Origin of the sequence: Pseudomonas fluorescens HK44 (genome assembly GCF_000217955.3) — a bacterium.
Classification (GTDB): Bacteria; Pseudomonadota; Gammaproteobacteria; order Pseudomonadales; family Pseudomonadaceae; genus Aquipseudomonas; species Aquipseudomonas fluorescens_AQ.
In genome coordinates, this window is record NZ_AFOY02000027.1 from 70,349 (window position 1) to 91,480 (window position 21,132).

A 21,132-nucleotide genomic window follows, 5' to 3' on the forward strand; every position below is an offset into this window, starting at 1 on the left:
CAAGGGTGAAGTTAAAACTGGCGTTTTCGCCTGGTTTTTGGGCTGCACAGGCCTAATGCCGGTCATTCAGGGATTAATCGCCGTCCTTCCCTGTGGGAGCGAGCAAGCTCGCTCCCACAGGGAAGGACGGCGCAGCTTTCGCAACGCCGAAATTAACTCAAATTGATGACGCGCATCTACAGGACAGCGAACGTGCCTTGTGCTTTTGCGACCAGTTTGTCGCCTTGCATCACGTCGGCTTCGACCACCAGCGTGCGCCGGCCCGGGTGGATCACCCGCGCCGTGCACAGGACTTCGCCTTCGGAAACGGCGCGGATGTAGTTGATCTTGCACTCGATGGTCGCGCTCTGCTGGTCGAAACCATGGGTACTGGAACAGGCCAGCCCCATGGCAATGTCCACCAGACTGAACAGCGCTCCGCCGTGCAGCTTGCCGCCGCGATTGCGCAACTGCGGCTCAAGCGCCAGGGCGACTTGCGCCACCCCGACCTCAAGACTGTGCAAACGGCAACCCAGCAGCTTGAAAAAAGCGCTTTCGGTCAACCCCGCAGGGATTTCCATCAGCGTTTCTTCAACTGCTTGGCGTTGGCGAACAGCGACGCCATGGCGTTGTTGCCTGGAGCGGCTGCCGTGGTTTCTTTACGCGGTGCAGGGCTCGAAGACTGACGCGGTGCCGAACCTGGACGCGCGCCACGAGCGCCGTCGATCTTCTCGCCCGGGGTGTCGCTCATGCGCATCGACAGGCCAACGCGTTTGCGCGGGATGTCGACTTCCATGACCTTGACCTTGACCACGTCACCGGCTTTCACCGCTTCACGCGGATCCTTGATGAATTTCTCTGAAAGCGCGGAGATATGCACCAAACCGTCCTGATGAACGCCGATATCGACGAAGGCGCCAAAGTTGGTCACGTTGGTCACCACGCCTTCGAGGATCATTCCCAGCTGCAAGTCCTTGAGGTCTTCCACGCCTTCCTGGAACTCGGCAGTCTTGAACTCCGGACGCGGGTCGCGGCCCGGCTTTTCCAGTTCTTGCAGGATGTCGGTGACCGTTGGCAGGCCGAAGGTTTCGTCGGTGTACTTCTTCGGATCGAGACGCTTGAGGAAAGCAGCGTCGCCAATCAGCGAGCGGATGTCGCGGTCGGTTTCAGCGGCGATGCGTTGCACCAGCGGGTAGGCTTCCGGGTGAACCGCAGACGAGTCCAGCGGGTTGTCACCGTTCATCACGCGCAGGAAGCCGGCGGCCTGTTCGAAGGTTTTTTCGCCGAGGCGGGCAACTTTCTTCAATGCCGCGCGGGTTTTGAACGCACCGTTTTCATCGCGGTGGGTCACGATGTTCTGCGCCAGGGTTGCGTTGAGGCCGGAGATGCGGGCCAGCAGCGCAACGGAGGCGGTGTTCACATCGACGCCGACGGCGTTCACGCAGTCCTCGACCACCGCGTCCAGGCCACGGGCCAGTTTCAGCTGCGACACGTCGTGCTGGTATTGGCCGACACCGATGGATTTCGGATCGATCTTCACCAGTTCGGCCAGCGGATCCTGCAGGCGCCGGGCAATCGACACCGCGCCACGGATCGACACGTCCAGGTCCGGGAATTCCTTGGAGGCCAGTTCCGAGGCCGAGTACACCGAAGCGCCGGCTTCGGAGACCATGACCTTGGTCATTTTCATCGCCGGGTATTTTTTGATCAGGTCCGCGGCGAGCTTGTCGGTTTCACGGCTGGCGGTGCCGTTGCCGATGGCGATCAGGTCCACTGAGTGCTTGGCGCACAGGGCCGCGAGCACGGCGATGGTCTGGTCCCACTTGTTGTGCGGTACGTGCGGGTAAACCGTGGCGTGATCCAGCAGCTTGCCGGTGGAATCGACCACCGCCACCTTGCAACCGGTGCGCAGGCCCGGGTCCAGACCCAGTGTGGCGCGTGGGCCAGCGGGCGCGGCCAGCAGCAAGTCGTGCAGGTTGTGCGCGAACACGTTGATCGCCTCGGTCTCGGCGCCGTCACGCAGCTCACCGAGCAGGTCGGTTTCCAGATGCGTGTAGAGCTTGACTTTCCAGGTCCAGCGCACCACTTCGCCGAGCCATTTGTCGGCCGGGCGGTTCTGGTTGGCGATGCCGAATTGCTGACCGATCATGCCTTCGCACGGGTGCATGGTGCCCGGCAGCTCGTCACCGACTTTCAGCGCGGAGCTGAGGATGCCTTCGTTGCGGCCACGGAAAATCGCCAGGGCGCGGTGCGACGGCATGCTTTTCAGCGGTTCGTCGTGTTCGAAATAGTCGCGGAACTTGGCGCCTTCTTCTTCCTTGCCGGCGATCACGCGGGCACTGAGGGTGGCTTCCTGCTTCAGGTAACTGCGCAGCTTTTCGAGCAGGTTGGCGTCTTCGGCGAAGCGTTCCATGAGGATGTACTTGGCGCCTTCGAGGGCCGCCTTCACGTCTGCCACGCCTTTTTCGGCGTTGACGAAGCGTGCGGCTTCGGTGTCTGGCGTCAGGTTCGGGTCGTTGAACAGGCTGTCGGCCAGTTCGCCGAGGCCGGCTTCCAGGGCGATCTGGCCCTTGGTGCGGCGTTTTTGCTTGTACGGCAGGTACAAATCTTCGAGGCGGGTCTTGGTGTCGGCGAGTTTGATATCGCGCTCGAGTTGCGGGGTCAGCTTGCCTTGCTCTTCGATGCTGGCAAGGATGCTGATGCGCCGTTCGTCGAGTTCTCGCAGGTAGCGCAGACGCTCTTCCAGATGACGCAATTGCGTGTCATCGAGGCTGCCGGTCACTTCTTTCCGGTAGCGGGCGATGAAGGGCACCGTGGAGCCTTCATCGAGTAGCGCGACGGCCGCTTCGACCTGTTGTGGGCGTACACCGAGTTCCTCGGCGATGCGGCTGTTGATGCTGTCCATAAAACCACCTGACAAATTGTGAAAGCAGGCTCGCAGGCGCACGGAATAAGGCCCGGCGAGTCTGGTTGAGCGGCCTGGCCAGCGCCGCTACCTGGATCAAAAGGCATCCCGTTGACCCGTGGAATCGAACAATTACTGCCGGGCGATGAAAAATAAAAAGCCGCCACCGGCAGTAACGATCAGACGTTGCCCGACACAAAAGGCTGCGCATTATAACCGCCGTTCTGCCCGATGGGGGCATCGCGGGCTGTAGGCATAAAGGCCATGTCGCTGGCGGTAGAGGAAAAATCTGCTAACAATGCACACGGTGCGTATCACGGCAGCTACGCCATAATGCGCACCGAGATCAAAGGAGCATCCAATGAGCAGCACTGCACACACTGCTGAAGGCGAAAAAATTCTTATCGTTGACGACGATCCGGGGCTCAGCAGCCTGCTGGAACGTTTTTTCGTCAGCAAGGGCTATCGTGCCCGCGCCGTACCGAACACCGAACAGATGGATCGCCTGCTGGCACGTGAAGTGTTCAACCTGGTCGTCCTCGACCTGATGCTGCCCGGCGAAGACGGCCTGACTGCCTGCCGCCGCTTGCGTGGCGCAAACAATCAGATCCCGATCATCATGCTCACCGCCAAGGGCGATGAGTTGAGCCGTATCAAAGGCCTGGAACTGGGGGCCGACGATTACCTGGCCAAGCCGTTCAACCCGGACGAGCTGATGGCGCGTGTCAAAGCGGTCCTGCGTCGCCAGTCGGCTCCCGTGCCGGGCGCACCGGGCAGCGAAGACGAAAGCGTGACCTTCGGTGATTACGAATTGTCGTTGGCGACTCGCGAACTCAAGCGCGGCGACGAAGTACACATGCTCACCACCGGTGAATTCGCGGTGCTCAAGGCGTTGGTGATGAATGCGCGTCAACCGCTGACCCGCGACAAGCTGATGAATCTGGCCCGTGGCCGCGAATGGGATGCCCTGGAGCGTTCCATCGACGTCCAGATCTCCCGCCTGCGCCGGATGATCGAGCCTGATCCGTCGAAACCACGCTACATTCAAACGGTCTGGGGCGTGGGTTACGTGTTCGTTCCGGACGGCACCGCGACCAAGTGATCGGTGATTTGTAGGAGCGGGTCAGCCGGGTAACGTGTCACCCGGCTGATTCGCGATCCGCAATTCTGCGAGCTTGGCTCGCTCCTGCAAAGTATGTAGCGGTTGTCTATGAAAACCCCCGTGTGGTTCCCCCAAAGTTTCTTCTCTCGCACGCTCTGGCTGGTGCTGATCGTCGTGCTGTTTTCCAAGGCGCTGACCCTGGTTTATCTGTTGATGAACGAAGACGTGCTGGTGGACCGCCAATACAGCCACGGTGTCGCGCTGACCTTGCGTGCCTACTGGGCAGCGGACGAAGAAAACCGGGCGAAGATTGCCGATGCCGCGACACTGATTCGTGTGGTGGGCGCCGGTGTTCCCGAGGGTGAACAGCATTGGCCCTACAGCGAAATCTACCAACGACAGATGCGGGACGAACTGGGTGCCGACACCGAAGTGCGATTGCGCATGCACGCACCGCCGGCGCTCTGGGTTCGGGCCCCGAGCCTGGGTGACGGCTGGTTGAAAGTACCGCTGTACCCGCATCCGTTGCGTGGCCAGAAAATCTGGAACGTACTCGGCTGGTTTCTCGCCATTGGCTTGTTATCCACCGCGTCGGCGTGGATTTTCGTCAGCCAGCTCAACCAGCCGCTCAAACGGCTGGTGGATGCCGCCCGGCAACTGGGCCAGGGGCGCAGCGTGCGCCTGCCGATCAGCGACACGCCGAGTGAAATGACCGAGGTCTATCGGGCGTTCAACCAGATGGCGGAAGACGTTGAACAGGCCGGCCGCGAGCGTGAATTGATGCTCGCCGGGGTTTCACACGACCTGCGCACGCCGCTGACCCGCTTGCGTCTGTCGCTGGAGCTGATGGGCAACCACAGCGACCTGAGTGACGACATGGTGCGTGACATCGAAGACATGGACGCGATTCTCGACCAGTTCCTGGCATTCATTCGCGATGGTCGGGATGAGTCGGTCGAGGAGGTCGACCTGAGTGATCTGGTGCGCGAAGTGGCGGCGCCTTACAACCAGAACGAGGAGCGGGTGCGCTTGCGCCTGGAGCCGATTCAGCCGTTCCCGTTGCGCCGGGTATCGATGAAACGCCTCTTGAACAACCTGATCGGTAACGCCTTGCATCACGCTGGCAGCGGCGTTGAGGTGGCGGCGTATGTTTCGGGTGACGTCAGCGCGCCGTACGTGGTGCTGAGCGTCATGGACCGTGGCGCCGGGATCGATCCGTCAGAGCTGGAAGCGATCTTCAACCCCTTCACCCGTGGCGACCGCGCGCGGGGCGGCAAGGGCACCGGACTGGGGCTGGCCATCGTCAAGCGGATTGCTTCGATGCATGGCGGTAATGTTGAACTGCGCAATCGTTCGGGTGGCGGGTTGGAAGCTCGGGTGCGGTTGCCGCTTGGTTTGATGTTGCCGAGAGATGCGGTTTAATCGCTGAAGGTGACCATTGTGGCGAGGGAGCTTGCTCCCGTTCGGCTGCTCAGCAGCCGCAAAACCAGACAACCGTGTTTTGACTGAAAGCACGCGGTTGCTGGGATGGGGAGTCCTTCGGCCTCCAGCGGGAGCAAGCTCCCTCGCCACCATGGGACTGGCCGAGCGTTAGCCTTTCCCCTTGGTCCGCGTCATATTCGGCCCGCCGTTCTTCTCGATGTGCTCAATGATGATCCCCGCCACGTCCTTGCTGGTGGTGGTTTCGATCCCTTCCAGACCCGGCGACGAGTTCACTTCCATCACCAGCGGTCCGTGGTTGGAGCGCAGGATATCCACGCCCGCCACGCTCAGGCCCATGACCTTGGCTGCACGCAGGGCGGTCATGCGCTCTTCGGGGGTGATCTTGATCAGGCTGGCGCTGCCGCCACGGTGCAGGTTGGAGCGGAACTCGCCGGGCTTGGCCTGACGCTTCATCGCGGCGATCACCTTGTCGCCGACCACGAAGCAGCGAATGTCCGCGCCGCCGGCTTCCTTGATGTATTCCTGAACCATGATGTTCTGCTTGAGGCCCATGAACGCCTCGATCACCGACTCTGCCGCCGTCGCCGTTTCACACATCACCACACCGATGCCCTGGGTGCCTTCCAGCACCTTGATCACCAACGGTGCGCCATTGACCATTTCGATCAGATCGGGAATGTCGTCCGGCGAGTGAGCAAAACCGGTGACCGGCAAACCGATACCGCGACGTGAAAGCAGCTGCAGCGAGCGCAGTTTGTCCCGCGAGCGGGCGATGGCCACCGACTCGTTGAGCGGGAACACGCCCATCATTTCGAACTGGCGCAACACCGCGCAGCCATAAAAAGTCACCGAGGCGCCAATCCGCGGGATCACAGCGTCAAAACCTTCCAGCGGCTTGCCGCGGTAGTGGATCTGCGGCTTATGACTGGCAATGTTCATATAGGCGCGCAGGGTATCGATCACCACCATCTCATGGCCGCGTTCGATGCCGGCTTCAACCAAACGACGAGTGGAATACAGACGCGGGTTCCGCGACAGCACAGCGATCTTCATGCAACACCTGTGGAAGAGATAGTGGACACCGGAAACACCGGCTTGTCTTGAACGTATTTAATGCCTGGATTGACCACCAACTGGCCGTCGATCAGGGCTTTGGAACCGAGTAACAGGCGATAACGCATTGACTTGCGGCAGGCGAGCGTGAACTGCACTCGCCAAACCCGATCGCCGAGCGCCAGGGTGGTGCTGATCACGTAACGCACCTGTGCTTGGCCGTTGGAGCTTTTAATGGTTTTCATCGTCACCAGCGGCGCTTCACAGCGGCGGTGACGCAACTGCACCACCGTGCCCAGGTGCGCGTTGAAACGCACCCACGTTTCCCCGTCGCGCTCAAACGGTTCGATTTCGGTGGCATGCAGGCTGGAGGTGCTGGCGCCGGTATCGATCTTCGCCCGCAGGCCCGCGACTCCCAAATCAGGGAGCGCCACCCACTCGCGCAGACCCACAACGGTCAAATGGTCAAATGTCTTCAAATGTGCTCAACCGGTGAGGAACCGTTCGCACCGCAAAGCGGCCGAATTTGCGGTATTCACGCAGAATAAAGGTTAAAAGGCGACAGATATCTACGGCCCGGATTCTCGGCTGCCGAGCGAGGCCCGAAAGCGTCGCGCATTGTATGCTGAACCGGTGAAATTCATGGCACGACAGAAACGGTAGTACAGTTCAGAAATATTTCAGAATGAGGAAAACCCATGGCACAAAAAAACGAAGAGGACGACAAAGTCCGTCTCGATAAGTGGTTGTGGGCGGCGCGCTTCTACAAAACCCGTGCGCTGGCCAAAGCAGCGATTGAGAGTGGCAAGGTGCATTGCCGGGGTGAGCGCTGCAAGCCGGGCAAAGAGCCGAGGGTTGGTGACGAGTTTCAGATTCGCGCCGGTTTCGATGAGCGCACCGTGGTGGTCCAGGCACTTTCGATCGTCCGTCGTGGCGCCCCCGAGGCACAGACGTTGTACGTTGAGACCGAAGCCAGCATCGCCAAACGCGAAAACGCCGCAGCCCTGCGCAAAGCCGGCGCCCTGGGCGTCAGCACCGACGGTAAACCGAGCAAGAAACAGCGCCGGGACCTGTTCAAGTTTCATGGCAGCAGCGCGGAGTGAGAGGTGATCGTTCCCCACGCTCTGCGTGGGAATGCCGCCACGGACGCTCCGCGTCCGCTTTAAAAAACCGATAGTACTAACGGGACTAAACCACCCAGCGTCCCTATGCCGCTGTTCGACCTTGCTTGGAACAAACCCGGATTGTTCATAAAATGCCTGTCATGGCCAATATTAATGCACCAGAACGGTGCGCAAGGCGCGACTCTCAGCCCTTGTCATCCTTTAGTCTTCACTTCAGATACCCAGACCTATGACTGATCTACCGGATACCGACTACACCCAACGCTTCATCTTCGATGACAGCGACGCCCGCGGCGAGCTGGTTGCGTTGGAGCGTAGCTATGCCGAAGTCCTCGCCAAACACCCCTATCCGGAGCCGGTCGCGCAACTGCTCGGCGAACTGATGGCGGCTGCGGCGTTGCTGGTCGGCACCTTGAAATTCGATGGTTTGCTGATCCTGCAGGCGCGTTCCGAAGGCCCGGTGTCGCTGCTGATGATCGAGTGCTCCAGCGAGCGTGAAATCCGTGGTCTGGCCCGTTATGACGCAGACCTGATCGCCGCCGACGCGACCTTGGCCGACATGATGCCCAACGGCATGCTGGCGCTCACCGTCGACCCGACCCAGGGCCAGCGTTATCAGGGCATCGTCGACCTCGACGGTGCGACCCTGGCAGACTGCTTCACCAACTATTTCGTCATGTCCCAGCAAGTCGGCACCCGCTTCTGGCTGCACGCCGATGGCCGTCGCGCCCGTGGTCTGCTGCTGCAACAACTGCCGGCCGACCGCCTGAAAGACGAAGAAGACCGCGCCGCCAGCTGGCAGCACATCACCGCGCTGGGCAGCACCCTGACCGCCGATGAACTGCTGAGTCTGGACAACGAAACCATCTTGCATCGTCTCTACCACGAAGAGCAGGTGCGCCTGTTTGACGTGCAGAAACTACGCTTCCGTTGCAGCTGCTCGCGTGAGCGTTCGGGCAATGCGCTGGTCAGCCTGGGTCAGGAAGATGCTCAGGCGCTGGTCATCGAACACGGTGGACACATCGAGATCGACTGCCAGTTCTGCAACCAGCGCTACCTGTTCGATGCGGCCGATATCACCCAATTGTTCGCCGGAGCGGGTGTCGATACGCCGTCAGATACCCGTCACTAAAACGCTTCAGTGCAGGTAAATTCACTGGTAAACGCCGGAATAACGCCGTCCTGACGGGAGGGCCCTACTATTTTTGGGCTTTTCTGGCATAATCCGGCCCACTTTTTTCGCGGTAGTAGTGCACAACTTTCTACTACAAAACGTTTGGAGCACTCGGCCACTGGCCGACGGGGAACCTCATGACGCAAGCCAATAACGCCGTGTACACCGATCTGAGTGTTGATGATCTGGTTAAAGAAGCCCTGAAGCGCGGTGAAGGCGAGCTTGCCGACACTGGCGCGCTGGTGGTTCGCACCGGTCACCGTACTGGTCGTTCGCCAGTCGACCGTTTCATCGTTGAAGAGCCAACCACTCAGGCCGCTATCGCCTGGGGCCCGATCAACCGCAAGTTCCCGGCCGACAAGTTCGATGCCCTGTGGGACCGCGTTGAGGCGTTCAACAACGCGCAAGAGCATTTCGTTTCCCACGTGCACGTAGGTTCGGCTGAAGAGCACTACCTGGCCGTGAAAATGACCACCCAGACTGCCTGGCAGAACCTGTTCGGTCGTTGCCTGTTCATCAACCCGGCCCAGTACAACCCGGCCGGTCGTGAAGAGTGGCAAGTTCTGAACGTCGCCAACTTCGAGTGCGTGCCAGAGCGTGACGGCACCAACTCCGACGGCTGCGTGATCATCAACTTCGCCCAGAAGAAAGTGCTGCTCGCCGGCATGCGCTACGCCGGTGAAATGAAGAAAGCCATGTTTTCGGTGCAGAACTTCCTGCTGCCGGCCGCCGACGTACTGCCGATGCACTGCGCCGCCAACATCGGCGAAGAGGGCGACGTGACCCTGTTCTTCGGTCTGTCCGGCACCGGCAAGACCACCCTGTCCGCCGACGAAAGCCGTTACCTGATCGGTGACGACGAACACGGCTGGGGCGAGGGCGTGGTGTTCAACATCGAAGGCGGTTGCTATGCCAAGTGCATCGACCTGTCCGAGAAGAACGAGCCGGTCATCTGGAAAGCCATCAAGCACGGCGCCGTCCTGGAAAACGTTGTGATCGACGACGCCAAGCACGCCGACTACACCGATGTCAGCCTGACCCAGAACAGCCGCGCCGCCTACCCGCTGGAGCACGTTGCCAAGCGTTCCGAGAAGAACCTGGGCGGCGAGCCAAACGCAGTGATCTTCCTGACTTGCGACCTGACCGGCGTGCTGCCGCCAGTGTCGATCCTCAATGAAGAACAAGCGGCCTACCACTTCCTGTCCGGCTACACCGCACTGGTGGGCTCGACTGAAATGGGTTCGGGCAGCGGCATCAAGTCGACCTTCTCCACCTGCTTCGGCGCACCGTTCTTCCCGCGTCCGGCTGGCGAATACGCAGAGCTGCTGATCAAGCGCATCCGCGGCTTCGGCTCCAAGGTCTACCTGGTCAACACCGGCTGGACCGGCGGCGGCTACGGCGTCGGCAAACGCTTCAACATCCCGACCACTCGCGGCGTGATCGCAGCGATCCAGAGCGGCGCGTTGATCGGTGCTGAAACCGAACACCTCGACACTATCAACCTCGACGTGCCATTGGCTGTGCCAGGCGTTGAAACCGGCCTGTTGAACCCACGTAACACCTGGGCTGACAAGGCTGCTTACGATGAGGCTGCTAAAGCGCTGGCCGGTCTGTTTGTTGAGAACTTCAAGAAGTTCGACGTGAGCGACGCGATCAAGGCTGCTGGGCCGAAGTTGTAATGATTCGGTAGTGGTTTGAGGTAAGAGAAAGCCGCCCTTCGGGGCGGCTTTTTGTGAGCGCTGGACGAACGACGCCCATGCCAGGAATCTTAATTGACGGAAAACCGAAACGCGGGCGCCATGTTGTCTTGTTCACGCTTGGACAGCCCTAAAGCGTTAGCCACTGTCGGCCATTGACTGACCACTTCCTGGAAGTTCTCAATAATTTCGTCTGCGTCTTTGCGGCTGACACGAAAGTACTCTGCAACCTCGCGAGCGAGCTCCAAATCCAACGCGTTGTCGGAGTCGGTGATGTTGAGTTTCAATCCGTCGGCGTGTGCTACCGGGTTCATGTCGTAGGCATCGGATAGGCGCCATCCCCGGCCGGGGTCAAGGATAAAACCATGGTTGCGCAGGTGGTCGTCGGTATTGGAGATCAGGATGTTGAACACGATGCGGGACCACAGCTCGCGCAGATCTGCCTTGGTTTCTGAACCGTGGTTAATGAGCACTTCAGCCAGCTCCAGGTAACTGGCGCCTACCAATGCATCATCACCGTCAATACGATCGGTCATGGTCATGGCTGAGGCGAAGTGCAGTCGGCCGCCCTTTTCGGTACGGTCGAAACGCTTGACCATGAAGCAGTGATGATCGCTCGCGAAGCAGCGTGCAATTCCGTTCGCGACCCGTAAGCCACAATGACTCGCCAAGGCATTCACCACCATTTCCCAACCGCCGACGTCGTACTCATCACGAGTGCTTGGGAACTTGGCGATCCACAAATGGCCTTGCTCGTCAGCAACGCTGGCCTTGGGTCTGGCACCACCCAGTGAGCCACCTGGCGCTATCAGCATTCTCAGCCACTCGCGCCCATCGGGCGACGTGTTATCCGGGTCGCTTTCCAAGGCGCGACTTGCTTCTTCCAAGGCGCGCAACTCGACGAAGGGTGGGGCTGCCAACCCATCGCGATCATCCAGGAAATTGCCTTCGTCATTGAGCTTGTAGCGGATTGCCCCGACCCGATAGAGGTCATGAACACCTAAAAGGAAATCCGACTCGTACAGCTTGGTGCCTTTGGGGACCAGTCCGTCACGGATATCTCGTTCCAGTCGACGTTTCATCAGCAATTGACCCCAGCGATCCGGGCTTGAGTCGGCAAAAACGCCAAAGCGTGATTGATGTTGGCCGGGGAATTGTCGGCCCTCGTAGAGCCCGATACGGGGATCGAGCGATGTGAAGTTCAACTCAGGATCGGCCAATGCAGCAGCGTCGTACTCAAACTCGAATACGTTGTTGGAGCGGACCTTGTTGGCGTGGAGGAATCCAAGACGCCTAGGGCCGTTCAAGGATTCCCAATCTGCATACACGGCGATCAGTGTCATTTTTCACCTGTCGTAGGCTTAGGCTTTTTTTTCTGGGTCAACAAACTGGATAAAGAGTGGGTGTTGATTGGGAAGTCATGGGCAAGATTCAGATTTGAGGCGGGGTCTCCAATCACTTCCGTCATCTTGTCGCTGACAACAGACGATTTTTTTGTTGGCCTCACGCTGCGAGCTCGTTGGCGTTTGTTGGCGGCGAGGTTGGCTCCCGGCGTTAATTGCGCGTCTTGCAGTTGGCGCCCTACCTCATCCACGGCTGCGAGCTTGTTCAAGTCTTTCTCCAGACCGAGCACCTGCATAACTGACAAATAGGCGCCCATCGTCACACCTGATCCGCCTGACTCCAGAGAGCGCAATGTGGTCAGTGACATGCCAGCCCTCTCGGCCACTTGCTTGGCCGTCAGTTTTCGGCGCAGTCGAGCAAGTTTCAGGCGCTCACCAAACTCGGAGAGCAGCTTGTTTGTGGAGGGCAGGAGCGGCGCCGTTTTCTTAGCCATGTGCCATTATTCCTTCATTTTTTGGCTTTAACTGCCAGAATAATAGCACTTAAGTGAAGCGCTGCCGCTTGACCAAAAATCACACAACCAGCCTGCCCCTTACCGTGGTTTCAATTCTTTGCAGTTGTGCTTGGATATGGCGGGTCATTGGAACTGCCATTATTCCAGCTGAAATAGCTCTAAACAGCCAGAATAATGCCACTTATGTGTTCGGCTGAATGCCTTTCAATTCTTGTGTATTCCAGCGTTGGGTCTTGATGGCCCGGTAAAGCATGCCGATGGTCAGTGGCACCTTGTCGCCACGGCCCTTGGCCCTGCGTTTGAGAAACACGTCGAAGCCTTCGGGCTGAAAGTAGCGATAGGCGTCGTAGTCGACGAAGTCGATGGCGAACTGTTCTTCCAGGGCTTCCATCAGGTGCCGTGCGTCCGAACCGTCGCAGCCGAGGTCGAAATTGATCGAGGTGTTGAGGCTGATGGTTTTGCGTTCGGGCAGGCCGAGCTCTTCGTGCAGCAGCTGCATGAGTAACTGCATGGCGTGGTCGTCGGGGAAGTTGGGGGCGAGGTTCATGGTTAACAGTCCGGTTGAGGCAGGCAGGAATGTTATGGGGCGCAGGGTTTGGGTGGAAGGCCCTTGCTACGCGGTTGATCGTTCCCATGCTTACGAGTTTCTTTGATTTGCAACGCGTCAACATGGAATTCGCGGGAAGGTGGGCGTTCACCCCGTACGATCTCGTCCATCTGTTGCACGCTTTCCATCAGCTCATCAAAAAACGTGTTCACGGTTATCTCCTGTGTTCGGTGATGGCTTTCAACGCTTTGCGTTTGATCGTTCTCACGCAGAACGTGAGAACGATCTGTTCGCTCGGACTTCAGGCCGGCGCTTTCCAGTTCAGCATGCGTTGTTGGGCGACCTGGAGCAGGTCGCGGCCGTCTTGAGTCAGCAGGTACAGGGCGTGGGTGATATGGGGGATGTCTTTGACGTCGCCGTGTTTGAAGCATTGGCAGTGCAAGGTTTCGAGCAGGTCGCTGGAGGCGCGGATGCGCTGAAGGGCGGCTTCAAGGATGTCTTGCGGGTCGGCCTCTGTGTCGATGATCAGGGGCGAGGTGTCAGTGAGGTTGCTTTGAAGTGGGCGGTAGCGATCTACAAACGGATTTAATGTGGTCATTGAGGAGCGCCTCTATTTTTAAGGGAAATGTGTGCTTCTCTTTCGGGTGACCAAGCCCGAGCCGCTGATTTGGCAGCGACAGTCACGACTATAGGTGTGGGTACAGGCTGGTGATAGCCGACAAGGAGCATGAGGTTGTAGGACGGGGACGAAGATTTGTTAGGCCGCTGCGTACAGATTTGATGTCTGATTCAGTGCGGCGATTATTCAGGCCGACCGCGTTATCGTTCATCGCGGGCAAGCCTTGCTCCTACAGGGGGGGTGTTGTTCGTGGGGGCATTCAGTCGCTTTTCGGCATCCGCTGCCGAGCCACCTCAAGCAACTCGCTCCCGTCCTGAGTCAACAGATAAAGTGCATTGACGATATTCGGAATGTCTTTCACATCCGCTTGCTTGAAGCACAGGCAATACAGCGTTTCGAGCAAGTCGCTGGAGGCGCGGATGCGTTGTCGGGCGGCGTCCAGGATGGCGTGGGGATTGGCCTCGGTGTCGATGACCAGAACCGGGGTGTCGCTGTAGCTGGTTTTGAGTGGGCGATAACGGTTGTTAGACGGATCAAGCGGGTTCATTGAAGGTGTCCTGTAGGAAGTCGCGACGTCGCTCCTGCAGGCCGACACACGGGGGTTAGCCGCGCCGCAAACTATAGAACCCGATCCAGAAGTCTCGCAAGACAGCCGCAATGGACAGTTTGTGTAGGGCGTTTACTGGCCGTTGAGCCTTCGGCCTACAGGCCTCACGAGGCTTTTTCAGAGATCTGCCGAAATGTCGAATTTCCCACACGCTTGTCAGGCGTGGCAGATAGAGCGCGCAGCGCACGTGCGCCAGACTGTGTAGGGCATTTCGCGATCTTCGATTCACATTTGAACGCCATCAATCACGGAATTGCATCACGGGCGTTGCACCGTTCTCCCTGTATCATTCCGTATTCCTTTTGCGCCCGACCTTTTCTCGACTCGCTGCATTCGCCGACTAGGCTTTCGGCATGGCAGCAGTCAACGGAGTGACAGCTTATGCACAACACCCTTGAACAGGTCTTTGGTTATCCACAGTTCCGGCCCGGCCAAGAGGCGGCGGTCAGTGCGGTGTTGGCCGGGCGCTCGGCGGCGGCGATTTTCCCGACCGGCTCCGGCAAATCCTTGTGCTATCAGTTGCCGGCCTTGTTGCTGCCGCACCTGACACTGGTGGTCTCGCCCTTGCTGGCGCTGATGCAAGACCAATTGGCGTTCTTGCAGCGCCACGGAATTGCCGCTGCGAGTATCGATTCGGCGCAGAGCCGCGATGACGCCAACGAGGTGATGGCGCGGGCGCGTTCCGGCGAATTGAAGATCCTGATGATTTCCGTGGAGCGCTTGAAAAACGAGCGCTTTCGCAACTTTTTGCAGCAAGTGCCGATCTCGTTGCTGGTGGTGGACGAGGCGCACTGTATCTCCGAATGGGGCCATAATTTCCGTCCGGATTACCTGAAGCTGCCGGACTACCAGCGCCAGTTCAACATCCCGCAAACCTTGCTGCTGACCGCCACAGCTACGCCCAAAGTGATCGCTGACATGCAAGCGAAATTCGCCATCGCGGCGAACGATGTGGTGACCACCGGTTTCTATCGGCCCAACCTGAATTTGCTGGTTGAACCGGTGCGTGGGCAGGACAAGCGTCGGCGTCTGGTGGAGTGGATGGGCCAGCGTGCCGGGCAGCCGAGCATCGTCTACGTGACTTTGCAGAAAACCGCCGAGCAGATTGCCCAGCACCTGAGCCAAAACGGTCTTCAAGCCGAGGCCTATCACGCCGGTTTGCCCCACGAGCAGCGGGAAGCCATTCAACGTCGGTTCATGGGCGGGCAATCCAATTGCATCGTCGCCACCATCGCGTTCGGCATGGGCATCGACAAGAGCGACATCCGCAACGTGGTGCATTTCGACTTGCCGAAATCCATCGAAAACTACAGTCAGGAAATCGGCCGCGCCGGGCGCGACGGGCAGCCTTCCGACTGCCTGGTGCTGGCCAACCGCGACAGCCTCAATGTGTTGGAAAACTTCGTGTACGGCGACACGCCGGAGCTGGATGGCATCCGCTGTGTGCTCGACGAACTGCAAGCCGCCGCACCGGATGGGCAGTGGGAGTTTTTACTGGGACCGCTGGCCGACCAGAGCAATATTCGCCAACTGCCGCTCAAGACCTTGCTGGTGCAGCTTGAACTGAAAGGCTTGATCGCACCGCGTTACGCCTACTTTGCCGAATACCGTTTCAAGTTCCTGCTGGAGCCTGAAGCCTTGTTGGCGCGCTTTGAGGGCGAACGTCGGGACTTCGTCGCGGCGATCATCCAGACCTCCAGCCGCGCGCGAACCTGGGCCACGGTGAATTTCGAGGCGCTGTACCAACAGCATCAGGCTGAGCGTAGCCGGGTGGTCAAGGCGCTGGATTACTTCCAGGAGAAGGGTTGGGTCGAGCTGGAAAGCAAGCAGATGACCGAAGTCTACAGCCTGCTGCTGACGGACTTCGATGCCCAGGCGTTGAGCGCCCAGTTGCATGGCTATTTCACGCAACATGAACGTACCGAAATTGCCCGGATTCACGCGATGCTCGATCTGTTCGCCACCGAGCACTGCCTGGGTTATCGATTGGCGCAGTACTTCGGCGACGAAAATGCGCCGCAGCAGTGCGGGCATTGTTCGGTGTGTCATGGGCAGGTTGCCCGTCTGCCTGAACCGCCTGAGTTGCCGACGCTTGTGGATAAAAACTTCGAGGCGCTGTGTGGCGACTTTATCCACAGGCACGAAGCGTACAACGGCCATGTGCCGGGTGCGGAACGGCTGACCCGGTTTTTGTGCGGCATTAGCGTGCCACTGTTTACCAAGCTCAAGGCGCGGACGATTCCGGGGTTTGCGGCGCTGGAGGATTATCCGTTTGCCGAGGTGCGCGAGTGGGCCCGGGCGAATCTGACTGACTGAACTGTCACTCGTGTCGGAGCGGACCGGGCGGCGTTCCGATGCTCGCGAAGAACGATAACGCGGTTTTCGCCTTAGACTGGCTATTCAATTCCAGGAGCCGACACTGATGTCCAACCCGATACCCCAACGCTCCGACTACCGTCACTTCCAGCCGATCGTCACCCGCTGGCACGACAACGATGTCTATGGCCATGTGAACAATGTGACCTACTACAGCTTCTTTGATACGGCGGTAAATACCTACCTGATCGAAGTCGGTGGCCTGGATATTCACGACGGCGAAGTGGTGGGGTTTGTGGTGAGTTCGGCGTGCGATTACTTCGCCTCGATCGCTTTTCCCGAGCGCATTGAAATCGGTTTGCGGGTGGGCAAGTTGGGCAGCAGTTCGGTGCAATACGAATTGGCGGTGTTCAAGGCCGGGGAAGCGGACGCCTGTGCGGCAGGACGCTTTGTGCATGTATTTGTGGATCGGGCCTCGAATCAGCCGGTGGCGATTCCTGCCGGGTTACGCGGGGCGTTGGAGCGGTTGGTGGTGTGAAACGAAAAATCGCAGCCCGAGGGCTGCGATTTTTTGGAATCCGCTGCGTGACACTACTCGAGTATCAGTCGCGATAGTACCGGTGGTGATGCTTGCGATGGCCGTAGGCATGACCACGACCGCGGTGGTCATCGTCATCATCGCGGTAGTAACGGCGGCCACCACGGTCACGACCGCCACGGTCTTCGTCATAGCTGGTGTTGCCCATATGGTTACCCAGCGCACCGCCCACGCCACCGCCGGCGGCTGCGCCGATCAGGCTGCCTGTGGTGCCGCCCATGCTGCGGCCGACCACGTTACCGCCGGCTGCGCCGAGCGCACCACCGATGGCCGCTTCGCCACGGCTGTGTTTGTTGGCACCGACCGCACTACCACCCGCGCCGCCCAGGGCTGCACCAATGGTCGAACCGGTGCTGCCACCCAGCGATTGACCAACCACCGAGCCAAGTACCCCGCCCAATGCGCCGCCAACACCTGCCTCGGCGGTGCCACCGGCAGATGCGGCGCCACTGATCAGGCCAAGGGACAACAAGAGAATCGAGGAGAACTTCATGAGAGGAGCCTCAAAGGGATGACGGCGCGATCCTGAGGCTGTGTCGCGATGGTTACAATAGAAATCCGACGAGTAACACGACTTGTGCACAATTTGCTAAGTTATTGTTTTATAGACGGAACTTAATGGATTTTCGCGGGTCTTTTGCTACTTGCGACAGGCCGCTTTGATACAAAAGCGGCCTTTTTTGTGGGCGTTTGGAAAGTGTTCTAACGCTGAGTATGTGAGGTGAACATAGTCCTGTGGCGAGGGAGCTTGCTCCCGTTGGGTCGCGAAGCGGCCCCAAGGTTCACGGCTGCTACGCAACCCAACGGGAGCACGCTCCCTCGCCACAGAGGTTTGACTTTGTGTCAAGCCGACCTGGCCATGATCAGCCCGGTCTCGCTTGCCGCTTCCAAGCGGATCGCCACGAACTTGGAGGTCGGCGTGTGGCTGCCGTTACCGATGCTTTCCAGCGGCACCAACGGGTTCACTTCCGGGTAGTAGGCGGCAGCTTGTCCGGCGGGAATATCGAACGCCAGCAAGGTGAAGCCTTTGACGCGACGCTCACGACCGTCATCCCAGATCGACACGATATCGGCTTTCTGCCCCGGTTTGAAACCCAGGCGAATGATGTCGGCTTCGTTGACGAACAGCACGTCACGCTGACCCTTGACCCCCCGATAACGGTCGTCGAGACCGTAAATGGTGGTGTTGTACTGATCGTGAGAGCGCATCGATTGCATGATCAGGTCCGGCAGTAACCCGGTGGCGCGGGTGCGCTCGTGCACCAGATCGGCCGGCAGGATGTTCGGCCGGAAATTGGCGCGACCGGACGAAGTGTTCCAGCGGCGAACACTGGCGCTGTTGCCCAGATAGAAGCCGCCCGGGTTCTCGATTTTCTGGTTGAAGTCCTGGAAGCCCGGAATAGTGTCGGCAATCAGTTCGCGGATACGGCGGTAGTCGGCCACCAGCCAATTCCAGTCGACAGGCGTGGCGCCCAAGGTCGCGGCGGCGATACCGGCGATGATCGACGGCTCCGAACGCATCTGTTTCGACAGCGGTTGCAGTTGGCCGTTGGAGGCATGAACCATGCTGAACGAATCTTCGACCGTCACCGCTTGCGGCCCTTCGGTTTGCAAGTCGATGTCGGTTCGGCCCAGGCACGGCAGGATCAGCGCTTCTTTACCGTGCGCCAGATGGCTGCGGTTGAGCTTGGTGCTGATTTGCACGGTGAGGTCGCAATTGCTCAGGGCCTGGAAGGTCCGTGGGCTGTCCGGCGTGGCTTGGGCAAAGTTGCCGCCCAGACCAATGAAGACTTTCGAGCGACTGTCGAGCATCGCGTGGATGGCCTCGACCACGTTGTGACCGTTCTCACGCGGCATTTTGAACTGGAAGCGGCGCTCCAGTGCATCGAGGAAGTACGCCGGCGGGCGTTCGTTGATGCCCATGGTCCGGTCGCCTTGTACATTGCTGTGCCCGCGCACCGGGCACAGGCCCGCGCCCGGCCGACCGATATTGCCGCGTAGCAGCATCAGGTTGGCGATTTCCTGGATGGTCGGCACCGAGTGCCGGTGCTGGGTAATGCCCATCGCCCAGCACATGATCACATTCTTGCCTTTGGCGTACATGCGCGCCGCTTGCTCGATCTCTTCCAGGGTCAGCCCGGACTGCTCGACAATCTGCTCCCACGAGGTGTCGTCGATCTCGCCCAGGTAGTCGAGCACGCTGGCGGTGTGTTCGTTGAGGAAGTCGTGGTCGAACACCGAGGGCGCGTCGGTCTGTTGCGCCTCGCGTTCCCATTTCAGCAGGAACTTGGCCATGCCGCGCAGCAACGCCATGTCGCCGCCCAACGCTGGACGGAAGTACGCGGTGTTGGTCGGCTTGTCACCGTTGGTGAGCATTTCGATCGGGTGTTGTGGGTGCTGGAAACGCTCCAGGCCACGCTCTTTGAGCGGGTTGATGCACACCACCTGAGCACCGCGTTTCACCGCTTCGCGCAGGGGTTCGAGCATCCGTGGATGGTTGGTGCCGGGGTTCTGGCCCCAGACGAAAATCGCGTCGGCGTGTTCGAAGTCGTCGAAGGTCACCGTGCCTTTGCCGACGCCGACACTTTGCGCCATGGCCACGCCGCTGGCCTCGTGGCACATGTTCGAACAGTCGGGGAAGTTGTTGGTGCCGAACGCACGGACAAACAGTTGATAGAGATACGCCGCTTCGTTGCTGGCGCGACCCGAAGTGTAGAACTCGGCCTGATTCGGGCTCGACAGGTTCTGCAGGTGTTTACCGATCAGTGCGAAGGCGGCTTCCCAACTGATGGGGGTGTAACGGTCGGTTTCGGCGTCGTAGCTCATCGGCTCGGTCAGCCGGCCTTGATACTCGAGCCAGTAGTCGCTCTGCTCCAGCAACGAGCTGACGCTGTGCTTGGCGAAGAATGCGGCATCGACCCGGCGCTTGGTGGCTTCCCAGTTAACCGCTTTGGCGCCGTTCTCGCAGAACATCACCATGCCTTTTTCCGGAGAATCGCCCCAGGCGCAACCGGGGCAGTCGAAGCCGCCGTTCTGGTTGGTCTTGAGCATTATGCGGAGGTTTTTCAGCGCGTTATCGCTGGTCAGCCAGGCCTGGGCGACGCTGATCAGCGCGCCCCAGCCACCGGCTGGGCCTTTGTAGGGCTTGTAGCGGGGGATGGGTTTTTGGTCGGCTTGACGATGTTGACTCACGCTTGGTTCTCCATCGCTGGGCTATAAACCCGCGGTGCACTTTTTTGTGGCAGGTGAATGAGGTTGAGGTTGTGCCGGCGTGCCCATTGCACGGCCAGGCCGGTGGGTGACGACAGGCTGACCAGGGTCTGGATGCCGGCGCGCAACACTTTCTGGATCAGTTCGAGGCTGCAACGGCTGGTGACAATCGCCAGCCCGCCCGTTGACGGGATGTTCTGGCGGATCAGCGCGCCAATCAGCTTGTCGAGCGCGTTGTGCCGGCCGATGTCTTCACGGCCCAGCAGTAACTCGCCCTGGTTGTTCATGAACACAGCGGCATGCACTGCGCCGCTGTATTGGCCCAATGGCTGGAATTCACCGATGCGCTGGCGCAGGCCTTCAAGCCATTGTGCGGGGGGCAAAGGTGCGCCGGGCAATACATCGAGTTGCGGCAAGGCTTGCTCCACCGCTTCGACGCCACAGAGTCCACAGCCGCTGGTACCGGCCAGTTGTCGGCGTTGCTGCTTGAGGTTCCAGAACGCGCGGCTGGAAATGCTGACTTGCGCGTATTGCGCCGAGCCGGACCCGCTGAGTTGCAGGTCATAGAGGTCGGACACGTCACTGATGATCCCGCTGCCGAGGCTGAAGCCGACGATGAAGTCTTCCAGATCGGTCGGGGTGACCAGCATTACCGCCTGGCTGATGCCGTTGTAGGCGATCGCCAACGCCACTTCCTCAGCGAGCGCGGTGCTGGCCGATTCGCTGTGGTCGAGGTTGCAATACTGATAGTTCTGACTGGCGGCGGGCGTTGGCATTTCGAGGGCGGGCGCCCCGCAGACCGGACGCTTGGCTTTCATTGGGGCAATACCGGCGGTTTATCCAGTCTTAAGCCTAGGCGCGTCAATGTGTCACGTCTAATCGCTAATACTGATCTGCCGA

The 21,132-nt window shown here is 59.5% G+C and carries 19 protein-coding genes and 1 pseudogene; 7 read left to right on the forward strand and 13 right to left on the reverse strand.

Annotated features, from left to right (window positions below):
• Positions 1-176 precede the first annotated feature (176 nt).
• Both HK44_RS27395 and HK44_RS27400 read right to left on the reverse strand, forming a co-directional pair.
• Positions 177-560, reverse strand: coding sequence for a PaaI family thioesterase (locus HK44_RS27395; protein ID WP_019691220.1), 384 nt, complete (start codon positions 558-560; stop codon positions 177-179).
• Positions 560-2,884, reverse strand: a complete 2,325-nt coding sequence (locus tag HK44_RS27400) for a Tex family protein (protein WP_019691221.1) — start codon at positions 2,882-2,884, stop codon at positions 560-562. The genes HK44_RS27395 and HK44_RS27400 overlap by 1 nt, the downstream gene beginning before the upstream one ends.
• A gap of 361 nt (positions 2,885-3,245) precedes the next feature.
• Between HK44_RS27400 and ompR the strand changes: the two genes are divergently transcribed.
• Positions 3,246-3,986, forward strand: coding sequence for an osmolarity response regulator transcription factor OmpR (gene ompR, locus HK44_RS27405; RefSeq protein ID WP_019691222.1), 741 nt, complete (start codon positions 3,246-3,248; stop codon positions 3,984-3,986).
• 108 nt (positions 3,987-4,094) lie between these two features.
• Positions 4,095-5,408: an ATP-binding protein gene (locus HK44_RS27410; protein WP_019691223.1), complete on the forward strand. Its 1,314-nt coding sequence runs from the start codon at positions 4,095-4,097 to the stop codon at positions 5,406-5,408.
• 168 nt (positions 5,409-5,576) lie between these two features.
• Here the strand turns inward: HK44_RS27410 and rimK are convergent, their stop codons facing one another.
• Together rimK and HK44_RS27420 are read right to left on the reverse strand one after the other, a co-directional pair.
• Positions 5,577-6,482 carry a 30S ribosomal protein S6--L-glutamate ligase gene (gene rimK / locus HK44_RS27415; protein ID WP_019691224.1) on the reverse strand — a complete coding sequence of 302 codons (906 nt, stop codon included), beginning with the start codon at positions 6,480-6,482 and terminating at the stop codon, positions 5,577-5,579.
• On the reverse strand, positions 6,479-6,961 hold the full coding sequence (locus HK44_RS27420) for an ATP-dependent zinc protease family protein (RefSeq protein WP_019691225.1): 483 nt from the start codon (positions 6,959-6,961) through the stop codon (positions 6,479-6,481). The genes rimK and HK44_RS27420 overlap by 4 nt, the downstream gene beginning before the upstream one ends.
• Before the next feature lie 219 nt (positions 6,962-7,180).
• On the opposite strand from HK44_RS27420, the gene HK44_RS27425 reads away from it, so the two are divergent.
• From HK44_RS27425 to HK44_RS27435, 3 genes are all read left to right on the forward strand, one after another.
• Positions 7,181-7,585: an RNA-binding S4 domain-containing protein gene (locus tag HK44_RS27425; RefSeq protein ID WP_019691226.1), complete on the forward strand. Its 405-nt coding sequence runs from the start codon at positions 7,181-7,183 to the stop codon at positions 7,583-7,585.
• 250 nt (positions 7,586-7,835) lie between these two features.
• Positions 7,836-8,738 carry an Hsp33 family molecular chaperone HslO gene (gene hslO, locus HK44_RS27430; protein ID WP_019691227.1) on the forward strand — a complete coding sequence of 301 codons (903 nt, stop codon included), beginning with the start codon at positions 7,836-7,838 and terminating at the stop codon, positions 8,736-8,738.
• 179 nt (positions 8,739-8,917) lie between these two features.
• The gene (locus HK44_RS27435) at positions 8,918-10,459 is read left to right on the forward strand and encodes a phosphoenolpyruvate carboxykinase (RefSeq protein ID WP_019691228.1); all 1,542 of its coding nucleotides are present in this window, start codon (positions 8,918-8,920) and stop codon (positions 10,457-10,459) included.
• Positions 10,460-10,548: 89 nt separating this feature from the next.
• On the opposite strand, the gene HK44_RS27440 is transcribed toward HK44_RS27435, so the two are convergent.
• The 6 genes and pseudogenes from HK44_RS27440 to HK44_RS27465 all read right to left on the reverse strand — a co-directional run bounded on the left by HK44_RS27440 (position 10,549) and on the right by HK44_RS27465 (position 14,048).
• Entirely contained in the window at positions 10,549-11,820 is a 1,272-nt protein-coding gene (locus HK44_RS27440) for a type II toxin-antitoxin system HipA family toxin (RefSeq protein WP_019691229.1), read from the reverse strand.
• Positions 11,817-12,314: a helix-turn-helix domain-containing protein gene (locus tag HK44_RS27445; protein WP_019691230.1), complete on the reverse strand. Its 498-nt coding sequence runs from the start codon at positions 12,312-12,314 to the stop codon at positions 11,817-11,819. Before HK44_RS27445 ends, HK44_RS27440 begins: the two co-directional genes overlap by 4 nt.
• 202 nt (positions 12,315-12,516) lie before the next feature.
• A complete protein-coding gene (locus HK44_RS27450; RefSeq protein WP_019691231.1) occupies positions 12,517-12,882 on the reverse strand; it encodes a DUF1493 family protein in 366 nt (121 codons plus the stop codon).
• 89 nt (positions 12,883-12,971) lie between these two features.
• A pseudogene (locus HK44_RS27455) lies at positions 12,972-13,094 on the reverse strand (transcriptional regulator); the annotation flags it as partial.
• A gap of 89 nt (positions 13,095-13,183) precedes the next feature.
• Complete coding sequence (locus HK44_RS27460; RefSeq protein ID WP_019691233.1) at positions 13,184-13,480, reverse strand: hypothetical protein; 297 nt, start codon at positions 13,478-13,480, stop codon at positions 13,184-13,186.
• Positions 13,481-13,760: 280 nt separating this feature from the next.
• Positions 13,761-14,048 carry a hypothetical protein gene (locus HK44_RS27465; RefSeq protein WP_019691234.1) on the reverse strand — a complete coding sequence of 96 codons (288 nt, stop codon included), beginning with the start codon at positions 14,046-14,048 and terminating at the stop codon, positions 13,761-13,763.
• Between the two features lie 441 nt (positions 14,049-14,489).
• On the opposite strand from HK44_RS27465, the gene HK44_RS27470 reads away from it, so the two are divergent.
• Together HK44_RS27470 and HK44_RS27475 are read left to right on the forward strand one after the other, a co-directional pair.
• On the forward strand, positions 14,490-16,424 hold the full coding sequence (locus HK44_RS27470; RefSeq protein WP_019691235.1) for a RecQ family ATP-dependent DNA helicase: 1,935 nt from the start codon (positions 14,490-14,492) through the stop codon (positions 16,422-16,424).
• Between the two features lie 106 nt (positions 16,425-16,530).
• Positions 16,531-16,962: an acyl-CoA thioesterase gene (locus HK44_RS27475; protein WP_019691236.1), complete on the forward strand. Its 432-nt coding sequence runs from the start codon at positions 16,531-16,533 to the stop codon at positions 16,960-16,962.
• Positions 16,963-17,026: 64 nt separating this feature from the next.
• Here the strand turns inward: HK44_RS27475 and HK44_RS27480 are convergent, their stop codons facing one another.
• From HK44_RS27480 to fdhD, 3 genes are all read right to left on the reverse strand, one after another.
• Positions 17,027-17,515: a glycine zipper domain-containing protein gene (locus HK44_RS27480; RefSeq protein WP_019691237.1), complete on the reverse strand. Its 489-nt coding sequence runs from the start codon at positions 17,513-17,515 to the stop codon at positions 17,027-17,029.
• A 350-nt stretch (positions 17,516-17,865) separates the two neighbouring features.
• Positions 17,866-20,214: an FdhF/YdeP family oxidoreductase gene (locus HK44_RS27485; protein ID WP_019691238.1), complete on the reverse strand. Its 2,349-nt coding sequence runs from the start codon at positions 20,212-20,214 to the stop codon at positions 17,866-17,868.
• The gene (gene fdhD, locus HK44_RS27490; protein ID WP_019691239.1) at positions 20,211-21,050 is read right to left on the reverse strand and encodes a formate dehydrogenase accessory sulfurtransferase FdhD; all 840 of its coding nucleotides are present in this window, start codon (positions 21,048-21,050) and stop codon (positions 20,211-20,213) included. Before fdhD ends, HK44_RS27485 begins: the two co-directional genes overlap by 4 nt.
• Positions 21,051-21,132: the final 82 nt, after the last annotated feature.